At 65.5% G+C, this 19956-nt stretch carries 19 protein-coding genes and 1 pseudogene; 11 read left to right on the top strand and 9 right to left on the bottom strand.

All coding sequences use genetic code 11. From position 1 onward, the window contains the following. Positions 1-45: 45 nt before the first annotated feature. Both glgA and CFE50_RS18045 read right to left on the bottom strand, forming a co-directional pair. On the bottom strand, positions 46-1629 hold the full coding sequence (gene glgA / locus CFE50_RS18050; protein WP_241809706.1) for a glycogen synthase GlgA: 1584 nt from the start codon (positions 1627-1629) through the stop codon (positions 46-48). A 348-nt stretch (positions 1630-1977) separates the two neighbouring features. Further along, on the bottom strand, positions 1978-3099 hold the full coding sequence (locus CFE50_RS18045; RefSeq protein ID WP_241809707.1) for a mechanosensitive ion channel family protein: 1122 nt from the start codon (positions 3097-3099) through the stop codon (positions 1978-1980). A gap of 337 nt (positions 3100-3436) precedes the next feature. Between CFE50_RS18045 and CFE50_RS18040 the strand changes: the two genes are divergently transcribed. The 5 genes from CFE50_RS18040 (at position 3437) to tauD (ending at position 7525) form a co-directional block, all read left to right on the top strand. Further along, positions 3437-3808 carry a response regulator gene (locus CFE50_RS18040; protein ID WP_027599241.1) on the top strand — a complete coding sequence of 124 codons (372 nt, stop codon included), beginning with the start codon at positions 3437-3439 and terminating at the stop codon, positions 3806-3808. A 205-nt stretch (positions 3809-4013) separates the two neighbouring features. Continuing rightward, positions 4014-5000 carry a taurine ABC transporter substrate-binding protein gene (gene tauA, locus CFE50_RS18035; protein ID WP_286736497.1) on the top strand — a complete coding sequence of 329 codons (987 nt, stop codon included), beginning with the start codon at positions 4014-4016 and terminating at the stop codon, positions 4998-5000. 69 nt (positions 5001-5069) lie between these two features. Continuing rightward, positions 5070-5858, top strand: coding sequence for a taurine ABC transporter ATP-binding protein (locus tag CFE50_RS18030; protein ID WP_241810366.1), 789 nt, complete (start codon positions 5070-5072; stop codon positions 5856-5858). After that, the gene (gene tauC, locus CFE50_RS18025; RefSeq protein ID WP_241810365.1) at positions 5848-6663 is read left to right on the top strand and encodes a taurine ABC transporter permease TauC; all 816 of its coding nucleotides are present in this window, start codon (positions 5848-5850) and stop codon (positions 6661-6663) included. Before CFE50_RS18030 ends, tauC begins: the two co-directional genes overlap by 11 nt. Before the next feature lie 10 nt (positions 6664-6673). After that, entirely contained in the window at positions 6674-7525 is an 852-nt protein-coding gene (gene tauD, locus CFE50_RS18020; RefSeq protein ID WP_286736494.1) for a taurine dioxygenase, read from the top strand. Between the two features lie 44 nt (positions 7526-7569). Here the strand turns inward: tauD and CFE50_RS18015 are convergent, their stop codons facing one another. Together CFE50_RS18015 and CFE50_RS18010 are read right to left on the bottom strand one after the other, a co-directional pair. Further along, positions 7570-7704, bottom strand: coding sequence for a hypothetical protein (locus CFE50_RS18015; RefSeq protein WP_255211796.1), 135 nt, complete (start codon positions 7702-7704; stop codon positions 7570-7572). Between the two features lie 104 nt (positions 7705-7808). Continuing rightward, on the bottom strand, positions 7809-9032 hold the full coding sequence (locus CFE50_RS18010; protein WP_286736492.1) for an acyl-CoA dehydrogenase family protein: 1224 nt from the start codon (positions 9030-9032) through the stop codon (positions 7809-7811). Between the two features lie 633 nt (positions 9033-9665). Between CFE50_RS18010 and CFE50_RS18005 the strand changes: the two genes are divergently transcribed. Together CFE50_RS18005 and solA are read left to right on the top strand one after the other, a co-directional pair. Next, complete coding sequence (locus CFE50_RS18005; RefSeq protein WP_286736490.1) at positions 9666-10664, top strand: fatty acid desaturase; 999 nt, start codon at positions 9666-9668, stop codon at positions 10662-10664. A gap of 134 nt (positions 10665-10798) precedes the next feature. Beyond that, positions 10799-11968 (top strand): N-methyl-L-tryptophan oxidase, encoded by a 1170-nt coding sequence (gene solA, locus CFE50_RS18000; RefSeq protein ID WP_286736488.1) that lies wholly within the window; start codon positions 10799-10801, stop codon positions 11966-11968. Here the strand turns inward: solA and CFE50_RS17995 are convergent. Beyond that, positions 11965-12621: an ion channel gene (locus tag CFE50_RS17995; protein ID WP_007161807.1), complete on the bottom strand. Its 657-nt coding sequence runs from the start codon at positions 12619-12621 to the stop codon at positions 11965-11967. The genes solA and CFE50_RS17995 overlap by 4 nt on opposite strands. Positions 12622-12711: 90 nt before the next feature. Beyond that, a complete protein-coding gene (locus tag CFE50_RS17990; RefSeq protein WP_430695144.1) occupies positions 12712-13944 on the bottom strand; it encodes an MFS transporter in 1233 nt (410 codons plus the stop codon). 176 nt (positions 13945-14120) lie between these two features. On the opposite strand from CFE50_RS17990, the gene CFE50_RS17985 reads away from it, so the two are divergent. Further along, entirely contained in the window at positions 14121-14573 is a 453-nt protein-coding gene (locus tag CFE50_RS17985) for a MarR family winged helix-turn-helix transcriptional regulator (protein ID WP_286736487.1), read from the top strand. Positions 14574-14623: 50 nt separating this feature from the next. After that, positions 14624-14890 (top strand): hypothetical protein, encoded by a 267-nt coding sequence (locus CFE50_RS17980; protein WP_241810137.1) that lies wholly within the window; start codon positions 14624-14626, stop codon positions 14888-14890. Here CFE50_RS17980 and CFE50_RS17975 read toward each other — a convergent pair. Next, positions 14887-16077 (bottom strand): MFS transporter, encoded by a 1191-nt coding sequence (locus CFE50_RS17975; RefSeq protein ID WP_286736485.1) that lies wholly within the window; start codon positions 16075-16077, stop codon positions 14887-14889. The genes CFE50_RS17980 and CFE50_RS17975 overlap by 4 nt on opposite strands. 161 nt (positions 16078-16238) lie before the next feature. Between CFE50_RS17975 and CFE50_RS22915 the strand changes: the two are divergent. Beyond that, a pseudogene (locus CFE50_RS22915) lies at positions 16239-17054 on the top strand (MCP four helix bundle domain-containing protein); the annotation flags it as partial. Beyond that, positions 17046-17909: a methyl-accepting chemotaxis protein gene (locus tag CFE50_RS22910; protein WP_502694715.1), complete on the top strand. Its 864-nt coding sequence runs from the start codon at positions 17046-17048 to the stop codon at positions 17907-17909. The pseudogene CFE50_RS22915 and the gene CFE50_RS22910, both read left to right, overlap by 9 nt. A gap of 13 nt (positions 17910-17922) precedes the next feature. On the opposite strand, the gene CFE50_RS17965 is transcribed toward CFE50_RS22910, so the two are convergent. Together CFE50_RS17965 and CFE50_RS17960 are read right to left on the bottom strand one after the other, a co-directional pair. Next, a complete protein-coding gene (locus tag CFE50_RS17965) occupies positions 17923-18954 on the bottom strand; it encodes a GGDEF domain-containing protein (RefSeq protein WP_286736483.1) in 1032 nt (343 codons plus the stop codon). 170 nt (positions 18955-19124) lie between these two features. Continuing rightward, on the bottom strand, positions 19125-19904 hold the full coding sequence (locus CFE50_RS17960) for an IclR family transcriptional regulator (RefSeq protein ID WP_286736482.1): 780 nt from the start codon (positions 19902-19904) through the stop codon (positions 19125-19127). Positions 19905-19956: the final 52 nt, after the last annotated feature.

The following is a 19956-nucleotide window of genomic DNA, read 5'->3' as shown; positions in this document are numbered from 1 at the left end:
TCGGCCTTTTGCCGAGGGAAAAGCGCTTGGTAGTCAGGTTGCGCCTCAGGCGCCGACCTGACGTTCCTGGTGAGCGGTGGTCTTAAGCAGATCGAGGTACAGCGAGGCATAGGGCTTGGCGCATTCGGACCAGAAGAACGGGCCCTGCATGGCGCGGTGACGCATGGCCAGCAGGAGGTCCTGACGTTCGAACACACCCAGGGCGCGGTCGATGGCGCCGATGTAGTTTTCCAGCGACAGCGGGGCGAAGAGGAAGCCGGTGGTGCCGTCCTCGATGCTGTCGGCCAGGCCGCCGGTGCGGGTGGCGATCGGCAGGGAGGCGAAGCGCTGGGCATACATCTGGCTCAGGCCGCACGGCTCGAAGCGCGAGGGCATCAGCAGGAAGTCGCTACCGGCGTACATGCGCCGTGCTTCGGTCTCGCAGAAGCCGATGTGGGCACTGACGCGACCGGGATAACGCAGGGCCAGGGCCCGTACCTGACGCTCGATGTGCGGCTCGCCGCAACCGATGATCATTAGCTGGCCACCGCGGGCGACGATGTGATCGGCCGCCTCGATGGTCAGGTCGATGCCTTTCTGCTGGACCAGTCGGGAGACCACGGCGAACAGCGGGCCGTTGGAGGGCTCCAGGCCGAATTCCTCGCGAATGCGCGCGGCGTTGACCGCCTTGCCGTCCCAGTCCGATTCGGTGAATTGCTGGCACAGATGCGGATCGCTGCAGGCACTCCAGCCATCGTCGATGCCATTGAGCAGGCCGGTCAGCTTGCCGTCGCGGGCCTTGACCTGCAGCAGTCCTTCGAGGCCGCAACCGAATTCCGCGGTGGTGATTTCCTGGGCGTAGGTGTGGCTGACCGTGGTGATGTGGTCGGCATAGACCAGGCCGGCCTTGAGAAAGGACACCTTGCCCCAGAACTCCAGGCCCTCCATCTGGAAGGCGTGGGCGGGAATGTCCAGATCGGCCATGACCGAAGCCGGGAACAGACCCTGGTACGCCAGGTTGTGGATGGTGGTCAGGCAGGGGGTGCTGGCACCCTTCCAGCGCAGGTAGCCAGCAGCGAGCCCGGTCTGCCAATCGTTGAGGTGCAGCAGGTCCGGTACCCAGCGGATGGAGGCGTCGCCCAGGGCGAAATCGGCGGCAGCGCTGGCCAGGCGACCGAAGCGGATGTGGTTGTCGGCCCAGTCGGCACCGTTCAGGTCGCCATAGGGGTTGCCCGGGCGCTCATAGAGTTCGGGGCAGATCAGCACATAGACGACCAGGCCGTCTTCCAGGTTGACGCGACCGATCTCGCAGGCCGGCATGGCGGCGCGGGCGGCGATGCGGCCGACCATCTGCACGCGATCCTTGATCGCGGCCATCACCTGACGATAGCCGGGGATCAACACCCGGACGTCATGGGAGGCGGCGAGGGCACGCGGCAGGGCACCCGATACCTCGCCCAGGCCACCAGCCTTGACGAAGTCGGAAATTTCCGGGGTCACGAAAAGAATGCGTTTGCGACTTTCGACGACGGAGCTCAGCGTCAGCTGAGGCTCGTCCGTGCGCTTGCGAGGAGAGCTGGATCTGGTGGTGCGAGTGGCAGTTTCAACGGGCTCCAGAGCCCCAAATTTCCCCACGACGGCATTTGCCATGGTGCGCTCCCAATGCAGCAAGTTCGAGACTGAGGTTTACCTGATTGCTTCTTTCCTGAAGCTCGATGCTCCTGGTTCAAAAACGCCTACAGCCGAGCTGCTACAGCCTTTTTGCCGGTCACCTCTTCTTGAGATGTCTGGATCTGGGCGAGGACTGCTTCGCGGATTTCCAGATTGCTCTCGCACTGACTCACGGACAACGTCACAAGTTTCCCGCTCGAATGTTGCGGTCTTGCTTCGTATTGCCAGATGCATGCCCAAAAGCCGTCGCGGTTTGGGCTGGCACCCCTGAATAACCGCCAGGTGAACCGCTTGATGGTCACCTAATCGCCGCAATTGGCCGAAAAATCAGACTTCTGGCTGACGAACGACTGGCTCGTGCCTTTCGTCGGATAGTGGTGCGGGATGGGCATCGCGGCGTCCCAGTTCGGTCCGCAGTTTGGGCAGGCAGAGGGGGAATTCGCGGTTGATGTAGGTGATCAGCCGCTCGCGCACGAAGCAGCGCAGGTCCCAGTTCCTGGAGGAGTCGCCCGAGCTCACCAGCACGCGCAGCTGGATGGAGTCGTGGGATGCATCGGTCACTTGGAGCACGCAGACGCGTCCGTCCCACAAATGGGGCACCTCGGCACAGGCACGTTCCAATTCGGTGCGGATTGGCGCCAGTGGCAGGGAATAGTCAACCCATAAGAAGACTGACCCGATCAGGCTGGAAGACGAGCGTGTCCAGTTCTGGAAGGGCGTCTCGATGAAATATTGCAGCGGAACCACCAGGCGACGATCGTCCCAGATGCGCACCACCACGTAGGTGCCGGTGATCTCTTCCACCCGGCCCCATTCGCCTTCGACGATGACCACATCGTCCAGCCGGATCGGCTGGGTCACGGCGATCTGCAGGCCGGCGATGAGATTGCCCAGGACCGGTCGCGCGGCGATACCCGCGACCAGGCCCGCAACCCCGGCCGAGGCGAGCAGGCTCGCACCCACCTGGCGAACCGCCGGGAAGGTCATCAGCATCAGGGCGATGCCCACCAGCAGGACGATGAAGCTGAGGCTGCGCACCAGCACCCGGTTCTGCGTCTGGATCCGCCTGGCTCTCAGGTTGTCCGCCACGTCCACGGGATTGCGCAGGGCGATGGTCGCACCAACGGCCTTGACCGCCCTGAGGCCCAGCCAGGTAAAGGCGGCGATGCTCAGCAGACCGGTGAGGTGCTGTACGGCACGCAACAGCGGCAGGGCATCGGGTGCGGAATTCCAGACACCTTGCAACACCACCAGGGGCACGGCCAGGCGCGCGGGTTTCTCGGCGTACTTGACCAGGTTGCGCGCCAGCAGGAAGGGATTGGCCAGGCGGCGGATGGCCGCGAACGCCAGGGTCAGGGCGACGCTGCTGATCAGCAGGGCGACCCCCGCCGCGATCAGCGTGGTGATCCAGGGGGCGTTGAGCCAACCCGTCCAGTCGATGGCCGTCATGCGCAAGTTCCTCAGGCAGACGGCTCCCCGTGATCCAGAAAAGCTGACGCGCCGGAACCGCGGGGAGCCTTTCGAGACACCTGTTTTCCGACTGAGGGGCTTCGCCACGGTTCCCCGGATGCCCGGTAAACGAGCCCTGGACAGTAATACCACCCCGACAGGTGAAATGTCTGTCGCGCGGTGCTGGCTTTTTTCTGTCGATCAGTGGGGCAGGATGTCGCACCTCGCGTCTAAGCTCAGAGGAGGGTGCGCAGTAGGGGCAGGATAGGAGTAGAATTCGCGCCCCAACGAGATACGTCCAGTCAGATGGCGGACCTGCGGAGATCGAGACGGATTTATGAAACCAGTGGTAGTGGTCGTCGAAGACGAGAACATGTTGCTCGGGCTGATGGAAGAGGTGCTCGAAGGCGAAGGCTTTCAGGTGCATACCTTCGGTACCGCGGATCAAGCCTGGGAATACCTGTCGAGTGCGCGTCCGACGCCTGATCTGCTGATCACCGATGTCCGCATGCCGGGCGCCATCGACGGTCTGGAGCTGGCGCGCCGCGTCAAGCAGCAGTTGCCGGGTCTGCCCATCATCGTCTCTTCGGGCTATTTCGAAGAGCTGCAGCCCGAGCGCGCCCCGGATATCTACTACCTGCCCAAGCCCTGGCGCTTCGACGATCTGCTGGCCGGCTGCTTCCGCTTCCTCAATCAGCGCAAGGGCTGATTGCTGCTTTCCGCGGCCTGGTTCCAGGCTGTGTTCGCCTTTGTGGTGGAAGCGGGCGGTGTCCGCTATCGTCCAGCACCCTGCCTAAGCTGATTCCTTTTCGTTATTTATCTGACGATACTTAGATCGTTTAGCTTGGCCTCCGACAGGCATCGAGTCGATGCCGAGGGCGCGCTCCGGCGTGCCTGCCGACAAGGAGGCCTTCATGAATTCACTGTTCAAATCCCTGGCGCTGGCTATAGGCCTGGCAACGCTCGCGGTGCAGGCGAGCGCTGCCGATCTGGTGGTCGGCTACCAGACCGGTGTCGATCCCTCCAAGGTCGCTCAGGCCGATGGCCGCTACGATCAGGCGATTGGCCAGAAGATCGACTGGCGCCGTTTCAACAGCGGTCCCGAGGTCGTCGCCGCGCTGGCGTCGGGTGACGTGCAGATTGGCAATCTCGGCTCCAGCCCGCTGGCGGCGGCCACCTCCCGCAAGCTGCCGCTGGTGACCTTCCTCGTCTCCGCGCAAATCGATTCCGCCGAAGCCCTGGTCGTACGCGATGGCAGCGGGATCGACAGACCCGAGCAGCTGGTCGGCAAGACCATCGCCACGCCCTTCGTTTCCACCTCCCACTACAGCCTGCTGGGAGCCTTCAAGCACTGGGGCGTGGATCCGACCAAGGTCAAGATCGTCAACCTCAATCCCACCGAGATCGCCGCCGCCTGGCGCCGCGGTGACATCGATGGCGCCTTCGTCTGGTCACCCGCGCTGGGCGAGATCAAGAAGAACGGCAAGGTGCTCGCCGATGCCGCCCAGGTGGGCAGCTGGGGTGCGCCGACCTTCGAGGTCTGGGTGGCGCGCAAGGACTTCGCCGAAAAGCATCCCGAGATCATCGCCCAATACGCCAAGGTCACCTTGCAGGCCTTCGCCGACTACCAGGCGCACGGCAAGGAGTGGGATGCGCACTCCGAGCAGGCCAGGAAGATCGCTCGCCTGACCGGTGCCGATGCCGCGGACATCCCCGAATTACTGGCCGGCTCACGTTATCCGGATGCCCAGGCGCAACTCGGGCCCGATCTGCTCGGTGGCGGCACGGCCAAGGCCATCGCCCGCACCGCCGAATTCCTCAAGGAACAGAAGCGCATTCCCACGGTGCTCGACGATTACTCGCCCTATGTCAGCGCCGAATACGTCCGCAAGGCCCAATAGCGAGCCCCTTCACGCCACGATTCGCCCCTCTCCGGAGGGGCTTTTTTTCCCAGCCGACAGGAGCCGGTCATGAGTCGACTCACCCTGGAACAGGCCAGCCTCGGATTCGTCCGCCGTGGCCGCCGTCAACCGATCCTGCAGCGCCTCGACCTCGCAGTGGAGAAGGGCGCCTCCCTGGTCGTCCTGGGTCCGTCCGGCTGTGGCAAATCCAGCCTGCTCAACGTGCTCGCCGGTTTTCAATCCCTGGATGAAGGGCGCGTGCAGCTCGATGGCCGGACCCTGGCGGGGCCGGGTGGCGAACGCGGCGTGGTGTTCCAGGACGACGCTCTGATGCCCTGGCTCAATGCGCTCGACAACGTCGCCCTGGGCCTGCGCCTGCGCGGGCTGGGGCGTGCCGAGCGCGAGGCCAGGGCCCGCGGGATGCTCGAACTGGTGGGGCTGCCGCAGCATGCCGAGCACGCCATCGGCGAACTCTCGGGTGGCCAGCGCCAACGCCTGGGTCTGGCCCGCGCCCTGGCGGTGGATCCGGATTTCCTGCTGCTCGACGAACCCTTCGGCGCCCTCGACGCCCTGACCCGGGAACGCATGCAGGTGCTGCTGCTGGACGTATGGAAACGCACCGGCAAGGGCCTGTTCCTCATCACCCACAGCGTCGACGAGGCGCTGTTTCTGGCGACCGATCTGCTGGTGCTGGACGGACCGCCCGCGCGCATCGTCCGCCGCCTGGAAGTGCCTTTCGCCCGCCGCTATCTGGCGGGGGAGCCCGTTCGCGCGATCAAGGCCGATCCCCTTTTCGCCGAGCTGCGCCAGGAGCTGCTCGACCTCTTTCTGCAGGAGTCTCCCGATCATGTCCTCTGACACCCTGACAACCTCACTGCGCCATACCCGGGAACGCCGTCGACTGCACCTGGACCGCCGCCGCGTGGCAGCGCTGGGCACCCTGGCAGGCGTGGCGACGCTCTGGTGGAGCGCGACCCACCTGGGTTGGGTGGATACCCTGTTCCTGCCGTCGCCCGAACAGCTACTGGTCGCCCTGCAGGGGCTCCTCGCCGACGGCTATCTGGATGCCAGCCTCTGGCAACACCTGGGCACCAGCCTGCTGCGGGTGCTGGCGGCGCTGCTGGCGGCCGTGCTCACCGCGGTACCCCTGGGCATCGCCATGGGCCTCAACCCGACGCTGAACGCGGCGCTGGACCCCCTGGTGGAGTTCTATCGGCCGATTCCACCGCTGGCCTACCTGCCGCTGATGGTGATCTGGTTCGGCATCGGCGAGCTGTCCAAGGTGCTGCTGATCTATCTGGCGTTGTTCGCGCCCTTGCTGATCGCCACCGTGGGTGGGGTGCGCCGGGTCGATCCGGCGCGACTCCAGGCGGTGCGCTGCCTGGGCGCCTCGCGAGCGCAGGTGGTGCGGCACGTCATCCTGCCCAGTGCCTTGCCCGACATCCTCACCGGCCTGCGGATCGCCCTGGGGGTGGGCTGGTCGACCCTGGTGGCCGCGGAGTTGATCGCGGCCAATCGGGGACTGGGCTTCATGGTGCAATCGGCCGCCCAATTCATGGCCACCGACGTGGTGGTGGTGGGCATCCTGCTGATCGCCAGCATCGCCCTGTCCATCGAACTGGGCCTGCGCGCCCTGCAGCGGCGCTATGCCGGCTGGCAGTAGGGAGACGTCCATGCCTCTTACCTTCGAACGTCTGAGCCCCGCCCTCGGGGCACGCGTCCATGGCCTGGATCTGCGCGAGCCCCTGGACGCCGCCAGCCACGCGGCACTCCACCAGGGGCTGCTGGAACACCAGGTGCTGTTTCTGCGTGACCAGTTGCTGACGCCACGCCAGCAACGGGACGTGGCGGCTCATTTTGGCGATCTGCACATCCACCCGATCTATCCCAAGCATCCCGAGCAGCCGGAAATCCTGGTACTGGATACCGAGTTGAACGACCTGAGGGACAACGCGCTCTGGAATACGGATGTGACCTTCATCCAGACGCCGCCGCTGGGGTCGCTGCTCAGCGCGCGCCAGGTGCCTGCCTATGGCGGCGATACCCTCTGGGCAAGCAATTCCGCGGCCTATGCGGCGCTGTCCGCACCGCTTCGCGAGTTGCTCGACGGTCTCAGTGCCTGGCACGACCTGAGCAAATCCTTTCCGCTGGAGCGCTTCGGCCAGACGCCGGAAGGCTTGCAGCGTTTCAATGCGGCACGCGCGGCCAACCCGCCGGTGCGTCATCCGGTGGTGAGGGTGCACCCGGAAACCGGGGTCAAGGGGTTGTTCGTCAGCGCTGGCTTCACCACCCGGATCGTCGAGCTGGCAGAAGCCGAGAGCGAGGCGCTGCTGCAATTGCTGTTCGCCCATGCCGCCCGACCGGAATTCCAGGTGCGCTGGCAGTGGCAGGCGGGCGATCTGGCCTTCTGGGACAACCGCATCACCCAGCACTACGCCTGTGACGACTATCGTCCGCAGCGGCGGGTGATGCATCGGGCGACCATCCTGGGTGACCGTCCACGCGGGCCGGGCGAGCAGGGATGATGGCCTGTCCGCAGCCGGGATAGGCCGGCGTCCCGGCGGGGAGATCAGTTGCCCAGGACGTCGATCAGCCCGAATACGAAGAACAGCACGATGCACACGGCCGCCACCGCGACCGGGATGAAGCGCGGATCCTTGATGGCCTTCCACATGGCCTGACGATTGCTGCGAGACCTTTCCATGACACCGCTCCAGAGGGTAAGGCCGGCGAGCTTAAAGCATCGCCGGGGGCGGCGGCCAGCCGGGCAGGGCGGCTCTCGTCGGGGTTTCCGGCCGGTTCGGCGGCCTAGGCGACGCCGATCTTCCACTGCGGCGGCGACGGGGTGTCGTTGACCGCGAAGTCGCCGACGATTCGATCCTTGTAGATGCGCGGATTGTGGGAGGCGAGGGTGCGGGCATTGCGCCAGAAGCGATCCAGCCCCTGGGGTCTCAGCGTGGCCGAGGCGCCCAGGGCGTCGAACAGGCGTCCGGAGGCCTCGATGATCAGGTCCGTAACCACATTGAGCGATTGGCAGACCTCCAGTTCGGCCAGCGCCACCGCGCGATCCTCGGCGGCCTGGTCGTCCGTCTGCCTGAGGTCATGCACCCGCTGCAAGGCCTCGGCGTTCTTCAGCGCGATCACCCCGGCGCAGTAGGCCGCGCTGCGCACCTGGCCTACCACGGCCAGCACCTGGGGATCCTGGCTGACACGGTCGGCGTTGCCGATGGTGAAGGTGCGGGTGCGAGCGGCGACCGCGGCCGCTACCTCGCTGCTCATGGCTCGTCCCAGGCCCGCCAGGTTGGCGAGGTGAAAGACCTGGAAGAAGCCGGGCGAATAGCGGAAGCGCTCGCCCACCGCCACCACGTCCGCAGGCTCTACCCGCACATTGCTGAAGGTCGCCGTTCCGCTGGCGGTCAGGGTCTGGCCGAAGCCATTCCAGTCATCCACCACCTCGACGCCGGGGGCATCGCGGCGGACGGTGACCATGACACGATTGCCGGCCTCGTCGGTGGCGCCCACGTCGATCCAGTCGGCATAGAGCGAGCCGGTGGTATAGAACTTGGTGCCGGAGAGCAGCAGGGCGTCGCCCTCGCGGCGTACGCGGGTACTGAATTCGGCGCGCCGGGCATCGCCGACTTCGCTGGACGCCGGACCTATTGTCTCGTCGGCAGCGATGCGCGCGAACCAGCGGTTGCGACGCGCTGGGTCGTCGCTGTTGAGCAGGCCCTCGACAAAGCCCATGTGGCCGCGCAGGGCCTGGACCAGATTGGAATCCGCCTCGCCCAGTTCGATGAGCAGGGCGAACAGTTCCGGCAGGGTGACACCCGCGCCACCGTGCTCGACCGGCAGCCGCAGGGCGGTGAAGCCCGCCGCCTTCAACCAGTCCAGCTCTTCGACCGGCAGCCGTCGCTGCACCTCGCGTTCGATGGCGCCCGCGCGGATGCGCTGGAACAGCGGCTGAAAGCGCGCCGAGAGTTCGGCATGGCGCGCGGAAGGGCCGGCGCCCCAGCCTGCGGAAATGATGCTCATGGGAGAGGAGATCCTTCTGATGCTGTCGGGAGAGATTCGGAACGGGCGAGGCCGAGACGGGCCATTTCGGTCTGGGCGGCGCGGGTGCCGCCGATCAGGGCGATCGCCGCCAGCAGACGGCGGCCCAAGGTCTTCATGGCCGCTACCCGCGCTGCGGGACGGTATCCGGTGGACGGAGCCCATTCGTCTCGCTGCCTGCCCGCTGGCCTTGCATGCGTCTTTATCGGGGAAGTGGGTGCAGGTTCACCCGTACGGAGCATGTTGCTGGATAAAAGCATGGCGGACTTTGACAAGTGCAGAATTGGCACAAGTCTAGAAGGCACTTCGAGCCATTGGCCAGTTGTCAAAAGTGCTAAGGATATGTCTTGAAATGTTCCTTGGCATAAGTGTTGTTCCCGCAACAGTTGGGACTTGGTATGGCTAATTTTTTATAAGCTTATGATTTTGTTGGTCGCTTGAATAAGCGTTAGAGGGGCTGAGGCATTATCGTGGCAAGACGTTGAATATCGACCCATCGAATGGCCGAAGGCAGCGGACAACCCCTTGTTCATGAAGTAATGCCTTAACGATATTTTACTTCGGGATGCCTTTTTTCTAAGGTCGGCTTTGATTTCTGGCTATCAGGGCCCCGTGGTGACTGTCTATCTCGATACGCGGCATCGCCGCCTGGTCAAATTACTCCTGCATACGTTCACCGCCCGCAGCGAATGGCCGACCTGGGGGCTGGTCGCAGGGGTCTACGCAAGCTGGCTGCTGCTCGTCCTGGCCTGGCCGCTGCTTGGCTACTGGACCCTGCCACCGCTGATTCTGGTCGTCGTGCTGCACCAATCGCTGCAGCACGAGTTGATCCACGGTCATCCCACGCGCTGGCCCCGCGTAAATGCCCTGCTGGCCTATCCACCCCTCGGCCTCTGGTTTCCCTTTCCGCTCTATCGGGACAGCCATCTGGCGCACCATCGACGCGAGAACCTCACCGACCCGGACCTCGACCCCGAGAGCCGCTATGTGGATGGCGAGCTCTGGGAGCGAAGAGGGCAGGCCGGACGCGCGTTGCTCTGGCTGGACAAGACCTTGCTCGGGCGTGTCCTGGTGGGACCGGTGCTGTCGCTGCACGGCATGCTGGAACACGAAGTCCGCCGCTGCCGGCGTGGCGAGCGGGGCGTGCTGGGTGTCTGGCTGATCCACCTGACACTCTGCGCAGGGCTGCTTCTGGCGATCCACGGGCTGTCTGGCATGCCCCTGGCGGTCTATGTGCTGGGAGTGGCCTGGCCGGCGCTGGCCCTGGCGCTGATCCGATCCTTCTACGAACACCGCCCGGCGCTGGATCCGGCGCAAAGATGCGTGCTCAACGAGAGCGGCGGGGCGCTGCGCTGGCTGTTTCTCAACAATACCCTGCACCTGGTCCACCACGATCTGCCGGGTTTGCCCTGGTATCTGATTCCGCGGGTCTACCGCGCCAGGCGCAGTGCCTATCAGGCGCGCAGCGGAGGCTTCGTGTTTTCCGGCTATCGCGAGCTGGGTCGACGTTTCGCCTGGCGGGCGGTGGATGCGCCGCTGCATCCCGCTACGCAGTGTTCAGCGCACCCGTATGCGGATCAGAGGCGACCTTGCGTATCCTGCCTTCCTTGGTAATACCACCCCTATGGTACGGTGCGCTCCCGCACCTACCCCATAGATCAATTAGTCGACAGGGAAGGGCATTGCGCAGGATGGCTCTGGCGGCTCTGCTAGAGTGCCAGCTCCCTTAGCGCTCCAAGGAGATAGGCGTGCAGGACTCCACCTTCGATGTGATCGTGCTCGGCCTGGGCGCCATGGGGGCGGCCACGCTCTACCAACTGGCGAAGCGTGGGGTCCGGGTCGCGGGCATCGATCGCTATGCGCCGCCCCATGACCTGGGCTCCAGCCACGGCGCCACCCGCATCACCCGCCAGGCCGTGGGCGAGGGCGCGGCCTATGTACCGCTGGCGATCCGTTCGCAGCAGCTCTGGCGCGAGCTGGAGGCGGAGCAGGGCGCCCGGCTGTTCGAGCAATGCGGGGTGCTGATCATGACCGCCACCGCAACGACGACCTCCCACCATGGCCGCCCGGATTTCACCCGGGCCACCCTGGAGCTGGCGCGCCAGTACGGGATCCCTCATGAAGCCTGGGACGGCACCGCCATTCGCCAGCGCTTTCCGCAATTTCGCGTGGCAGACGATGCCCTGGGCTATTTCGAACCAGGCGGCGGTTATCTCTATCCGGAAGCCTGTATCCAGGCGCAACTGGACGGGGCGCGCCAGCGGGGCGCCCAGGTCCATACCGATACCGTCATCGAGCGCCTGGAAGCGGACGAGGAGGGCGTACGGCTGCATTCGGCGCAAGGCAGCTGGCGGGCGAAGCAGGTCATCGTCGCCGCGGGCATGTGGAGCGCTGAATTGCTGGGCGCACCTTTCGATCGGCTGCTGCGCGTCTGTCGGCAGACGCTGCACTGGTTCGAAGTCGCCAGGCCCGGGCTGTTTCCGGCGGATTCACCCAGCTTCATCCTCGCCCATGGCAGTGGCGACAGCGATCTCTTCTACGGCTTTCCCCCCTTGCCAGGCGAAAACGCCGTCAAGGTCGCCACGGAGCAGTACCAAAATAATACCACCCCTATAGAGATTGATCGGTCAATCCACCCGAGAGAATCGAGCAGGCTGTTCAGTGATCAAGTGGAGAGGTGGGTTGGCGGTCTTGCAGACCGGGCGGTGCGCAGCGCGGTCTGCGCCTACACCGTGACGCCCGATTTCGGTTTCATCGTCGACGACCATCCGGCGTTGCCGGGCGTAACCGTGGTCAGCGCCTGCTCGGGGCATGGTTTCAAGCATTCGGCGGCGCTGGGCGAGGCGCTCGCCCAGCGGGTGACCACCGGGCGCAGCGACATCGATCTCGACAGCTTCGGCCTGGCGCGATTCGGCTAGCGGCTACGGACCGTCAGGGTGACCAGCCGGGTCACCACCAGGGCGATGTACATGACACCGGAGAACTGGCCGAGCATCACCAGCGAGCGCGCCATCGGCTTGATCGGATAGATATCGCTCAGGCCGACGCCGGAGAGGATGGCGAAGCTGACATAGAGCAGCTCGGTCCAGGTCCGCGCAGCCAGGGGGTCGTTGGCCGCGGTGAAGCTGTTGGGTTGCAGGATCTGGCAGGCCGAATAGGCGTGGGCGAAGGCCCAGGCCAGTAGGGTGAAGGTCGCACCCACGGCAAAGAGTTCATCGGTGGTCGCGCGCTGGTCTTCCATCATGTAGGCGATGAGACTGCCTGCCGCATAGAAGTAGAAGACCGCATCGAGAACGGCCAGGGATACCACCAGGTGGGGATTGCCGTGCCATTCCACCAGCACCGTGAGCACCAGGATGCAGCCGGCGAGGATGAACCCCAGCCACTGGATGGTCGGACTGCGCCGCACCATGCGCAGGGCGGTGGCCAGGACGATGATGCCGAAGGCACCGATGATGGCGCGGCCATGCTCTTCCTGTTCCACCAGCGGGTAGAGCAGCAGACCGAGGAGCTGGATGAACAGCAGGTTGGCGGAAGGATAACGAACCAGATAGTGCAGGGGACTCTTCATCGCGACTCGGCGAAAGGTTCAGGGGGCGGCCAGCGTAGCGGGTGGCGAAGCGCTTCGCCACGGGAGCCTCGCGCTCCCGTGGCCTGCACCTCAGGCCGCCTTGCGGCGGGTGGAGGGCAGCAGGAGGGTGAGGATCCCGAGCAGCGGCATGTAGGAGCACAGCTGGTAGACGTATTCGATGCCGCGATGGTCGGCGAGGTTGCCCAGGCCCGCGGCGGCGATGGCGCTGACGCCGAACATCAGGCCGAAGAAGATCCCGGCGATCATGCCCACGTTGCCCGGGACCAGTTCCTGGGCGTACACCACGATGGCCGAAAAGGCCGAGGCCAGGATGAAGCCGATGATGACGCTGAGCACACTGGTCCAGAACAGGTCGACGTAGGGCAGGGCGAGGGTGAAGGGCGCCGCGCCCAGAATCGAGAACCAGATGACCGCCTTGCGGCCGATGCGATCGCCGATGGGGCCACCGAAGAAGGTGCCGGCCGCGACCGCACCCAGGAAGAGAAAGAGGTGCAGCTGGGAGCTGGCGACCGAGAGGCCGAAGCGCTCGATGAGATAGAAGGTGAAATAGCTGGTGAGGCTGGCCATGTAGATGTACTTGGAGAACACCAGCAACGCCAGCACGATCAGCGCGAAGGTCACCCGGCCGCGCGACAGGCCGTGGCTGACCGCAGCGGCCTTACGGCCCTTGGCACTGCGCAGGTGATTGCGATACCAGCGCGACAGTCCGTACTGAACGCCGATGGCGAACAGCGCGAAGAGCGCGAACCAGGCGACATGCGTCTGCCCATAGGGAATGACGATGGCGGCGGCCAGCAGGGGGCCGATGGCGGTGCCGGCATTGCCGCCGACCTGGAAGGTGGATTGCGCCAGGCCGAAGCGACCGCCCGATGCCAGGCGGGCCACCCGCGAGGTTTCCGGGTGGAAGGTCGAGGAGCCGACGCCGATCAGCGCCGAGGCGGCCAGGATCGCGGGAAAGCTGCCGACAAAGGCGAGCAGCAGTACACCAATCAGGGTGCAGACCATGCCGGCGGGCAGCAGATAGGGTTTAGGATGGCGGTCGGTATGGAAGCCGATCCAGGGTTGCAGCAGCGAGGCGGTGATCTGGAAGGCCAGGGTGATGAGACCGATCTGGGTAAACGTCAGACCATAACTATCCTTGAGCATGGGATAGATCGAGGGCAGGACGGACTGGATCAGGTCGTTGATCAGGTGTGCCAGCGCACAGGAAGCCAGGATTCCCGCCACCATCGGCGAGGCACCGGGCAGGGCGGCGGTGGGGGTTTCGCCAGGAACGGCTGGCGTGGCAGAGGAAACGGCCATGCAGGTATTACCCTTATTATTTATGTCCAGCCGCTCACTGTGGCATCCTGTGGTATCGGAATCCAGTGCCAGTTACCGGATGTTTCCGGCAACCGAACCCAAGCCAGGCGGCCTTTCGGCTCGTGTTGGGGTCGCGCGCACCTTCCAGTCTTTTCACGTTTTGTATGGCAGATTCCATGACAGCCAAAGATCCACTGCTCCTTGACCAGCAACTGTGCTTTTCCCTGTATTCGGCTTCGCTGGCGATGACGCAACTCTACAAACCCCTGCTGGAGAGCATGGGCCTGACCTTCCCGCAGTACCTGATCATGCTGGTGCTGTGGGAGCACGACGGCCTCACGCTCAAGGAGCTGTCCAATCGGCTGCGGCAGGATTCCGGTGCCCTGACCCCCGTGGTCAAGCGCCTGGAGGCGGGCGGGCTGGTCACGCGCCGGCGCAGTGCCGAAGACGAGCGCAACCTGTCGATCGAACTGACGCCAGCGGGTCGCTCGCTGCGTGATCAGGCCAACGGCGTCAACAGCCGGGTGCGGCAGGTCTGCGCGCTGGGCGATGCCGGGCTGGACGATCTGCGCGAGACCCTGGTCATGTTGCGCAACCGCCTGGACGAGGAAGGCAACCCGACGTCCTGAACCAACCCGCCCTGATCGGTTCCCATGGCTACAGTCGCCGGGGAATGCGCATGACCTTCAACTATCAGCCCGACCAGGATTACCTGCTTGTGGATCTCACCAGCGGGCGCACCGCGGGCAAGCTGCTGCAGGGCGAGCTGCATATCGCCGAGAGCTGCCACGGGGAAGATCCCCGGACCTATGCGCGGCTGCTCGACGAGAAAACGCTGCGCAGCACCCTGGGCGACGAGGTCGGGCATCGCGAGGGCGATATCCTTACCCTGCGCCGCACCGGTATCAAGCTGCGCCTGGTCCCTCTGGAAATCGCCTGCGACTAGGCCGCGGCACGGCCGAACAGCGCCCTGAACAGCCAGGCGACCAGGGCCACGTTGATCAGCGCCAGCAGGCAGAGCAGGGCCAACACCGCCTGGGGGCCGTGATGCTCCAGTACATAGCCGCAGAGCAGGGGCGTGGCCGCCTGGCCGAGTAGTGCCGGGCGCGCCATGCGGCCCAGAACGGTGGCGTATTCCGCCGGATTCCAGAGCGCCAGGGGCAGGGCGCCCCTTATGATCGCCCGCAGGCCATTGCCCGCACCGAAGATCACCAGCCCCACGACCGTCACCCAGACCAGGCCAGGCCCCAGGGTCACCAGCAGCAGGCCGGCGGCCGTGCAAACCACCGAGGCCAGGGCCGTCCACAGCGGGTGACCGTTGCGGTTGAGCAGGTCGATGATCCGCGAAGCCACCTGGCTTGGTCCCAGGCAGGTGCTCAGCGCCACTGCACTCGCCAGGCTGTAGCCGAGCCCCTGCAGCAGGGTGATCAGCTGCACGGAAATGGCCGTCATCAGCATCGCGCCAAGGGTGAAGAGTGCCGTGAGCACGCTGTAGAGCGCCCGATTGACCGGCACGGCCGATGCGGTGTGGCCGGTCCGGGGTGCCTGGGTGACGAGGACCGGCGCGGGCAGGGCGCGGCGATAGAGTGGCCAGATCGTCAGCAGCAGGACGGCTGCATAGGCCAGGCAGGCGCCGCGCCAGCCGAGATGACTGACCAGGAAGGCGGCAACGGGCCAGGTGATGGCAGTGCAGAAGCCCGATACCAGGGTGATGCCGCTGATGGCCGAACGGGCCTGGGTGCCGTAGCAGGTACCCAGGGTCGCGAACAGCGCATCGTACAGACCTGCGGCCATGCCGATGCCCATCACCACCCAGGCGAGCAGAAACACCGGCAGCTGCTGGGCGCTGGCCATCAGCATCAGCCCGACCGCCACCCCCAAGCCGCTCAGCGACAGCAAGGTGCGGCCACCCTGGCGAGCGATCAGGCGGCCGCATGCCGGTGCCAGCAGGCCGGAGACCAGCACCCCAAGGGACAGTCCGCCATAGACCCACTGCCGGGACCAGCCGGTCTCCTGTACCACCGGATCGGCCAGCACCGCGAGAATGAAAAAGGAGCCGCCCCAGACGAGGATCTGGGCGATGCCGAGCAGCAGGATCTGGAAGGACGAAGCCTTGGCGGTAGGGGTAGTCATGACAGCGGCGGGCGGGTTGGCGGACAGAGGGGCGGACCTTAGCCCCAGTTATCTTTCACCGCAATCGTCAGATTTATCTGGATGGAGGCATTTTGTAATCAGTCCGACATCTTGCTTGCCTAGGCTCCTGTGCTCGACCGTCTTCATGCAGTGACGCCCCCATGCTTCGTATCCTTGCCCTCTTTCGCCGTCTGTCCCGCCGCTCCTGGTTGCGAACGCTCAAGACCGGCCCGCGGATGTTGTGTTCCTTTACCTTTGCCGCCGTATTGCTCGCCGGGCTGGGCAGCTTTTCGCTGTGGGAAATGCAGCAGCTGCGCCGCCAGGCGCTGAGCATGGAGCAGGACTGGCTGCCCAGCATCGCCATTGCCGATTCCCTGGCGATCAACCTCGGCAAGTTGCGCAACCAGGCCTCGGTGGTGCTGCTCAATGCCGAAGACCCGGGCGCCGTGGCCATGAGCCGCGTCACCCTGGAGCAACTGGTCAACGAGACCGATCAGCTGTTCCGGGAGTATGCGCCGGTCGTCACCGATGCGACCGAAGGGGATTCGATCAAGGCCCTGCACGACGCCTACCAGCCCTTCGTGGAAGGGCTGCGCGAGGAAGTGCGGCTGATCGAGCAGCAGCAGATCCCGGCCGCGCGGGTACAACTGGATACCGTGGTCGGCCTCAAGGGCGATCTGATGGACATGCAGGTGCAACTCCTGCGCGAATTGAACAAGCAGGGCGCCGCCCAGGCCAAGGAGGTGGCCAACGCCCAGTTCGTCCAGGCCCGCGCCATCGTCTGGTCGGTCATAGGCGGCGCCATTCTGCTCCTGCTGCTGCTGGCCTGGCGGCTGACCCGCAGCGTGGTGCAGCCGCTGCGCCAGGCCCTGGACATCTCTGGCGGTATCGCCGCGGGTGACCTGCGGCAGAACATCCAGCCCGAGGGGCGCGACGAGGCGGCCATGCTGCTGCTGGCGCTGGAGCGCATGCAGGACAATCTGCGCGAGGTGCTGGCCCACACCGGCAATGCCTCCGAGCAGTTGGCCTCGGCCTCGACCCAGGTGAGCGCCGTGATGGATGACAGCTGCCGCAACCTGGAGCAGCAGACGACCGATATCCAGCATGCGGCCAACGCCGTCACCCAGCTCAATCAGGCGGTCCAGGCGGTGTGCGAGCACGCGACCTCCACCTCCGCCGAATCGCAGCGCTGCGTCGATCAGGCCAAGCAGGGACAGGCGCAGGTCAAGCAGACACTGGCCGCCATCACCCAGCTGGTGGGCAATGTGGACGAGGCGGCCAACCAGGCGGACCAGCTGGCTGCGCAATCCAAGGGCATCAGCAAGATGCTCGACGTCATCCGCAACGTCGCCGAGCAGACCAACCTGCTGGCGCTCAATGCCGCCATCGAGGCGGCCCGTGCCGGGGAGGCCGGGCGTGGTTTTGCCGTGGTGGCCGACGAGGTGCGTGGATTGGCCAGCCGGACGGGCGACTCCACCCGCGAGATCGAAGGCCTGATCGGCGGCATGCAGCAGGTCAGCGAGAAGACCGTGATCGCCCTGGATCAGAGTCGCCTCCAGGCCAGCCATACCCGCGACCAGGCCCAGGCGACCTGGCAGGTACTGGAAGGCATCACCCAGGCCATCACCGCCATCGGCCAGCGCAATGACGCCATCGCCGCGGCCACCGAAGAGCAGACGGCTACCACGGCGGCGGTCGATCGCAATCTGACACTGATCCGCGACGCGGCGAACCAGACCGCCGCCGGCGCCCAGCAGACCAGTGCCAGCAGCCAGCAGCTGTCCGCCCTGGCCGCCGATCTGCACGGCGCCCTGCAGCGCTTCGTGGTCTAGGACGGCCGGGGAGTCAGGCCGCCAGCATCACCCGGTCGCGGCCTTCCTGCTTGCCACGATAGAGCGCCCGGTCGGCGCGCTCCAGGGCGCTGGCGAAGGCTTCGCAGTCGCGAATCTCGCAGACCGCCAGGGTCGCCGTGACCCGCGCGGGACCGCGTTCGAGGGACGCGGTGACCTCGGTCAGACGCTGGCGGATCCGCTCCGCCACGCCCCAGGCCACCTCGACCTGCGCCTGGGGCAGCAGCACCAGGAATTCCTCGCCACCCCAGCGCGCCGCCAGATCGGAATGACGCACCTCGCGGCGGATGACGTCGGCGATCCCCTGCAGCACCAGATCGCCGCAATCGTGGCCGAAACGATCATTGATGTGCTTGAAGTGGTCGACGTCGAAGAGGATGAGGCTGCCACTCACGCCACTGCGCTTTTCCGCCTGATCGAGAATCCGCCGCCGGTTGTAGAGGTTGGTGAGACTGTCATGGCTGGCGGAGTGCAGCAGGTCCAGCTGCATCTTGGTGCTGTGGTGGAAGGAGGCGCCGGTGCCATAGAGCAGCAGCCCCAGGGCGCTGATGATGTTGATGGTGCCGAACAGCTTCATCGCCAGGGGCGCGAGGGTCGCGGATGGGTGCAGCAGATAGCCGATCGCCAGGGTCACCAGGATGCCGGAGACCAGCAGCAGATGGCGGATCGGCGCGGTGCGGTAGTTGTAGATGACGATCGGCAGGATGCACAACACGTAGTAGTGGAAGTTGCTGTCCCAGCCGAGTTGCCAGGTGGCGATCCAGGCGTGGGCGACGATCTCGCAACTCATGGTCAGGCTGGCGATGCGATAGCGCCGCTGGCGCAGGGCGGCCAGGCAGCCCACGTAGGCGGCGATGCTGAGCACGTTGGCCCAGGCCATCAGGATCTGGTCGAGCAGGATGAAAATGACCAGCAGCGCCACATGAATGGCCATGGCCGCCTGAACCACGGGTTTGGCGACCTGCCAGAATTTGCCCAGGGAGTCGTTGAGAGCCTGGTTGCGATCACGATAGGAAAGAGCAGTCATGAAGGGATCACCATAAAGCAGTGCGCCAATGATAAACGCGCTAACAGTAAGCTTAATGGCAAACGGCCAGTCTGGGGGGGGTCCTTTAGCCGAATGGAGGCTGGAAAGGATCAAGCGGAGCGCCGTCGCGACCATCGGCGCTCCTGACCGCTGCACCGCGACGCCAATCGTCAGAGCTTTCCGCCCAGCCGCCCGCTGATAGCCTGGGCGGCTGCCCGCAGATGCAGCGCGGCGGGGCCTTCGACTTCGGCCTGGAAGCCTGGCGCGGCACCGACCACGGTGAGGACGCCGGCCAGCCGGCCGCCGGCTCCGAGCAGCGGCGCGGAGAGGGCATTGACCCCCGCCATCAACAGGCCGTGCACCGGCTGGATATGGGTGTCCCTTAGCTGGCGCGCGGCCTCCGCCAGCGTCGCTGCGCTGGGCGCACCTGGTTGGCGCAGCTCTTCCGCACGCAATGCCGCGGTCTCGACATCCGGCAGGAAGGTGTTGAACACCAGGCCCGTGGACGAGCCCAGCAGCGGCAGCACCGAACCGACCTGGGTCACCAGGGTGACGGCGCGCACCGCCTGTTCCACCAGCACCACCGTCGGCCCCTTGTTGCCCCAGACCGCCAGAAAGCAGGTCTCGCCGACCTCGTCGCGCAGGTCGGCCAGCACCGGCGCCGCCAGCTTCACCACATCCAGTCGACCCAGGGCGGCCAGACCGACGAAGAGGGCGGCCTGGCCGAGTCCGTAGTGATTGGTCCGTGGATCCTGCTCGGCGAATCCGCTGGCGATCAGTGCCTGCAGGTAGCGATGCACCTTGCTGGCGGGCATGTCCAGGTGGCTGGCCAGGCGCGACAGGGACGTTGAAGGTGCCAGCTCGGCGAGGGCCTTGAGGATATCGGTGCCGACCTCGGCCGCCTGCACCTTCTGCCGCCGTGGGGGTGCTGCTTCGGGAATGTCTGTCATCGATTCGATCGCCGTGGAAAGGCAGCGTTATAGCTTGACGCTCCGCCAGGTT

Origin of the sequence: Pseudomonas sp. PGPPP4, from assembly GCF_002256045.1 — a bacterium.
In the GTDB taxonomy this organism is placed as follows: Bacteria; Pseudomonadota; Gammaproteobacteria; order Pseudomonadales; family Pseudomonadaceae; genus Chryseomonas; species Chryseomonas oryzihabitans.
The sequence above is the reverse complement of the archived record's forward strand: the minus strand, read 5'-3'. Positions and strand labels throughout refer to the sequence as shown.

Excerpts from the sequence above, each read along its gene's own strand:
- CFE50_RS17975 (WP_286736485.1), bottom strand. The coding sequence starts at position 16,077 with ATGACTACCCCTACCGCCAAGGCTTCGTCCTTCCAGATCCTGCTGCTC.
- CFE50_RS22910 (WP_502694715.1), top strand. The coding sequence starts at position 17,046 with ATGCAGGACAATCTGCGCGAGGTGCTGGCCCACACCGGCAATGCCTCC.
- CFE50_RS17980 (WP_241810137.1), top strand. The coding sequence starts at position 14,624 with ATGACCTTCAACTATCAGCCCGACCAGGATTACCTGCTTGTGGATCTC.
- CFE50_RS17995 (WP_007161807.1), bottom strand. The coding sequence starts at position 12,621 with ATGAAGAGTCCCCTGCACTATCTGGTTCGTTATCCTTCCGCCAACCTG.
- CFE50_RS18015 (WP_255211796.1), bottom strand. The coding sequence starts at position 7,704 with ATGGAAAGGTCTCGCAGCAATCGTCAGGCCATGTGGAAGGCCATCAAG.
- tauC (WP_241810365.1), top strand. The coding sequence starts at position 5,848 with ATGTCCTCTGACACCCTGACAACCTCACTGCGCCATACCCGGGAACGC.
- CFE50_RS17965 (WP_286736483.1), bottom strand. The coding sequence starts at position 18,954 with ATGACTGCTCTTTCCTATCGTGATCGCAACCAGGCTCTCAACGACTCC.
- CFE50_RS18045 (WP_241809707.1), bottom strand. The coding sequence starts at position 3,099 with ATGACGGCCATCGACTGGACGGGTTGGCTCAACGCCCCCTGGATCACC.
- CFE50_RS17985 (WP_286736487.1), top strand. The coding sequence starts at position 14,121 with ATGACAGCCAAAGATCCACTGCTCCTTGACCAGCAACTGTGCTTTTCC.
- glgA (WP_241809706.1), bottom strand. The coding sequence starts at position 1,629 with ATGGCAAATGCCGTCGTGGGGAAATTTGGGGCTCTGGAGCCCGTTGAA.
- tauA (WP_286736497.1), top strand. The coding sequence starts at position 4,014 with ATGAATTCACTGTTCAAATCCCTGGCGCTGGCTATAGGCCTGGCAACG.
- CFE50_RS18030 (WP_241810366.1), top strand. The coding sequence starts at position 5,070 with ATGAGTCGACTCACCCTGGAACAGGCCAGCCTCGGATTCGTCCGCCGT.
- CFE50_RS18040 (WP_027599241.1), top strand. The coding sequence starts at position 3,437 with ATGAAACCAGTGGTAGTGGTCGTCGAAGACGAGAACATGTTGCTCGGG.
- CFE50_RS17990 (WP_430695144.1), bottom strand. The coding sequence starts at position 13,944 with ATGGCCGTTTCCTCTGCCACGCCAGCCGTTCCTGGCGAAACCCCCACC.
- tauD (WP_286736494.1), top strand. The coding sequence starts at position 6,674 with ATGCCTCTTACCTTCGAACGTCTGAGCCCCGCCCTCGGGGCACGCGTC.
- CFE50_RS18010 (WP_286736492.1), bottom strand. The coding sequence starts at position 9,032 with ATGAGCATCATTTCCGCAGGCTGGGGCGCCGGCCCTTCCGCGCGCCAT.
- CFE50_RS17960 (WP_286736482.1), bottom strand. The coding sequence starts at position 19,904 with ATGACAGACATTCCCGAAGCAGCACCCCCACGGCGGCAGAAGGTGCAG.